This is a genomic window from Xanthomonas sp. SHU 308, from assembly GCF_000364645.1.
Taxonomy (GTDB): Bacteria; Pseudomonadota; Gammaproteobacteria; order Xanthomonadales; family Xanthomonadaceae; genus Xanthomonas_A; species Xanthomonas_A sontii.
The window spans coordinates 1-3778 of record NZ_AQOK01000339.1 but is presented as its reverse complement, the minus strand read 5'-3'; the positions used below and the strand labels follow the sequence as shown (position 1 = coordinate 3778).

3 protein-coding genes are annotated in these 3778 nt (G+C 71.9%); 2 read left to right on the top strand and 1 reads right to left on the bottom strand.

Going from position 1 to position 3778, the window contains the following annotated elements; genetic code table 11:
* Nucleotides 1–1489: GGDEF domain-containing protein (locus D588_RS0111945; protein WP_017916140.1), on the top strand; the 1489-nt coding region annotated here is incomplete at its 5' end.
* A gap of 106 nt (nucleotides 1490–1595) precedes the next feature.
* Here the strand turns inward: D588_RS0111945 and D588_RS0111940 are convergent.
* On the bottom strand, nucleotides 1596–2492 hold the full coding sequence (locus D588_RS0111940) for a DUF808 domain-containing protein (RefSeq protein WP_017916139.1): 897 nt from the start codon (nucleotides 2490–2492) through the stop codon (nucleotides 1596–1598).
* 140 nt (nucleotides 2493–2632) lie between these two features.
* Here D588_RS0111940 and D588_RS24625 point away from each other — a divergent pair.
* A partial coding sequence (locus D588_RS24625; RefSeq protein WP_017916138.1) for a dihydroxyacetone kinase subunit DhaK occupies nucleotides 2633–3778 on the top strand: 1146 nt, incomplete at its 3' end.

The window sequence follows — 3778 nt, the reverse complement described above, 5'->3', positions numbered from 1 at the left end:
TGGGCACAAGCACGGCCACGCGGCGCCGCCCGCGGAGGCGGCGACCGACCCGGCCGCCGCCACCGCCGCGCTGATCCGCCTGTTCCAGCAGGCGCACGAGCCGCAAGGCCTGCTCGGCGCCTTCGCCGACGGCATGGCCTCGCTGCACGGCGAACTGGGCGACATGGGCCGGCGCCTGCAGTCGGCGGCGAGCAGCGGCGACTGGCCCAGCTACGGCCGCGCACTGCGCCAGTTGATCGACAAGTACATCCGCACCATCGACGTCGAAGATCCGCTGGCCGGGCCCAGCGACAGCGAGCGCCTGCGCGACCTGCTGCGGCAGACCGTGGCCGGCGCGCTGGCGGCGCTGCTGCACACCCTGCCCGAGCTCGCCGGCGAGGCCGAGGCCAGCGGCGAGGCGCTGCGCCAGTGGCGTCCCGGGCAGCCGCTGGAACCGGTGGCGCAGCAGGTGCGCGAGCTGTGCCACCAGATCGCGTTGCGCGCCAGCGACGGCCAGGAGCAGCAGGCGCTGTTGCTGAGCCTGTTCGACCTGCTGCTGGAGAACGTCGGCGAACTGCTCGACGACACCAGCTGGCTGCAGGGCCAGATCGCGGTGGTGCGCGACCTGATCGCCGGGCCGCTGGACCGCTACTCGATCGAGGAGGCGCGCGGCAGCCTGCGCGAGGTGATCTACAAGCAGGGCCTGCTGAAGCAGGGCATCGCCGAGTCCAAGGAGGCGATGAAGGAGCTGATGCTGAGCTTCGTCGCGGACCTGGACGGCATGGCCGCCAGCACCGGCGAATTCCACGACCGCATCGCCGACTACTCGCAGACCATCCGCGACGCGCGCAGCATCGCCGACCTCAACCGCCTGCTGCAGGAAGTGCTGCAGGACACCAGCCACGTGCAGGAGCAGGCGCTGCGCGCGCGCGATCACCTGATCGCCGCTCGCCAGGAGGTGGAGGCGGCGGAGCAGCGCATCCTGCGCCTGGAGCAGGAACTGCAGGACGTCAGCGGCCTGGTGCGGGTCGACCAGCTCACCGGCGCGCTCAATCGCCGCGGCCTGGACGACCTGTTCGTACGCGAACTGGTGCGCACCGAGCGCAGCGCGCAGCCACTGTGCGTGGCGATGCTGGACCTGGACGATTTCCGCAAGCTCAACGAGACCTACGGCCACCCCGGCGGCGACAGCGCGCTGCGCCACGTGGTGGAAGTGGCGCGCACCACCTTGCGCGCCAGCGATGCCATCGCCCGCTTCGGTGGCGAGGAGTTCGTGCTGCTGATGCCGGACTGCACGATCTTCGAGGCCAGTGCGGCGGTGACCCGCGTGCAGCGCGCCCTGGCCCAGCGCGCGGTGGTGCACGAAGACCAGCGCGTGTTCGTCAGCTTCAGCGCCGGCGTCGCCCTGCGCCAACCCGGCGAAGCGCAGGACGCGCTGATCCGCCGCGCCGACCGTGCGCTGTACGAGGCCAAGAAGGCCGGCAAGAATCGGGTGGTGTCGGCGGACTAGCTGGCGCCGGCGTGGCCGGCGCGGGATTGGGGAGTCGGGATTGGGGATTGGCAAAAGCGGGAATGCGCGCCGCTGTTACGAATCCCGAATCTCCAATCCCGAATCCCTATTCCCGCACCTTCTTGATGCCCAGCACCACCGCCAGCACCACCGCGCCGGCCACGATACCCACCACCGCATTGCCCAGCGCAAGCACCAGGCTGCCCAGCCCGCCGGTCGGGGCGATCGCCTCGATGGCATGGTGCAGCGGGCCGATGCTGTGCACCAGGATGCCACCGCCGACCAGGAACATCGCCGCGGTGCCGGCGATCGACAGCGTGCGCATCAGCCACGGCGCCAGCCACAGGATGCCGCGGCCGATCGCCGCGGCGGCGTCACCCTTGCGACTCAGGTACAGGCCCAGGTCGTCGAGCTTGACGATGCCCGCGACCAGCCCGTAGACGCCGGCGGTCATCGCCAGCGCGATCGCCACCAGCACCGTGAGCTGCTGCAGGAGCGGCACGCCGGCGACCACGCCCAGCGACAGCACGATGATCTCCGCCGAGAGGATGAAGTCGGTGCGGATCGCGCCCTTGACCTTGTCCTTCTCCAGCGCCACCACGTCCACCTGCTGGTCGGCCAGCGCCTGCACCTGCTGCGCGTGACGTTCCGCGTCCTCCTCCTTCGAATGCAGGAAGCGGTGCGCCAGCTTCTCCACGCCCTCGAAGCAGAGGAAGGCGCCGCCGATCATCATCAGCGGGGTGATCGCCCACGGCAGCCAGGCGCTGATCGCCAGCGCCGCCGGCACCAGGATCGCCTTGTTGAGCAGCGAGCCCTTGGCCACCGCCCACACCACCGGCAGTTCGCGGTCGGCGTTCACCCCGGTCACCTGCTGCGCGTTCAGCGCCAGGTCGTCGCCGAGCACGCCGGCGGTCTTCTTGGCCGCGACCTTGGTCAGGATCGACACGTCGTCGAGCAGGGTGGCGATGTCGTCGAGCAGGGTGAACAGGCTGGCGCCGGCCATGCGGGGATTCCATTCGGGATGAGCGGCGATTCTCGCCGATTCCGCCGACCAGGTGCGTGAGCAGGCCGGCCTCAACCGCGCGTAACGCCGGCCCGGCTATGGTGCGCCACACCGCCGCACGGCATGCACAGGACACCCGCATGGACCAGTTCCTCACCGCCCCCCGCGCCATCGTCGACGACGTCCTCGCGGCCGCGGCCATGCTGCAACCGCTGCGGCTGTCGGAAACCGGCAGCGGCACCCGCATCGTGCTGCAGGCCGAGCGCGATCCGCGCCAGGTCGCGGTGCTGTCCGGCGGTGGCGCCGGGCACGAACCGGCGCATGCCGGCTTCGTCGGCCCGGGCATGCTCAGCGGCGCCATCGCCGGCGACCTGTTCGCCTCGCCCGGCGTGGAAGCGGTGCTGGCGGCGATCCGCGCCTGCGCCGACGCGCCCGGCGTGCTGCTGGTGATCAAGAACTACACCGGCGACCGGCTCAATTTCGGCCTGGCCGCCGAGCGCGCCCGTGCCGAGGGCATCGACGTGGCCAGCGTGCTGGTCGCCGACGACATCGCCCTGCCCGACGCCGCGCAGCCGCGCGGCATCGCCGGCACGGTGCTGGTGCACAAGTACGTGGGCCACCTGGCGCGCGAGGGCGTGCCGCTGGCCGAACTGGCGCAGCGCGGCCAGGCCTTCGCCGACCGCCTGCTGTCGCTGGGCATGGCGCTGTCCAGTTGCAGCGTACCCGGCCAGCAGGTCGGCCGCCGCGCGCCGGAACTGGGCCTGGGCATCCACAACGAGCCCGGGGCGCGGCCGGTGCAGCCGGGCGCGGTGGAAGAGGCGCTGGCGCTGGTGCTGGACCCGCTGCTGGCGCAGGCCGATGCCCGCCTTGGCGCCGACACGCCGCTGGTGCTGATGCTCAACGATCTCGGCGGCTGCTCGACGCAGGAACTGGGCGTACTGACGCGGCTGGCGCTGCAGCGCATCGGCGTCGCGCGAGTCGCGCTGATGCCGGTGCCGGCAGCGCTGATGACCTCGATGGACATGCACGGCTTCTCGATCACCCTCGCCCCGGCCGACGCCGACGTGCTGGCCGCACTGCAGGCGCCGGTGCAGACCCTGGGCTGGCCAGGCGTGCGTGTGCTGCATGCGGTGCAGACCTTTGCGCCGGCACTGAAGCGCGACGACCGCCACCGCGATGGCGCGCGCGATGCGCAGTGCGCAGCGGCCCTGGGCCGGGTGGCGCAAGCCCTGATCGCCGCGCAGGCCGAGCTGGACGCGCTGGACGCGCGCAGCGGCGATGGCGAC

What these genes read in the sequence shown, in the direction of transcription:
- D588_RS0111940 (WP_017916139.1), bottom strand. Translation starts at nt 2,492, where the DNA reads ATGGCCGGCGCCAGCCTGTTCACCCTGCTCGACGACATCGCCACCCTG.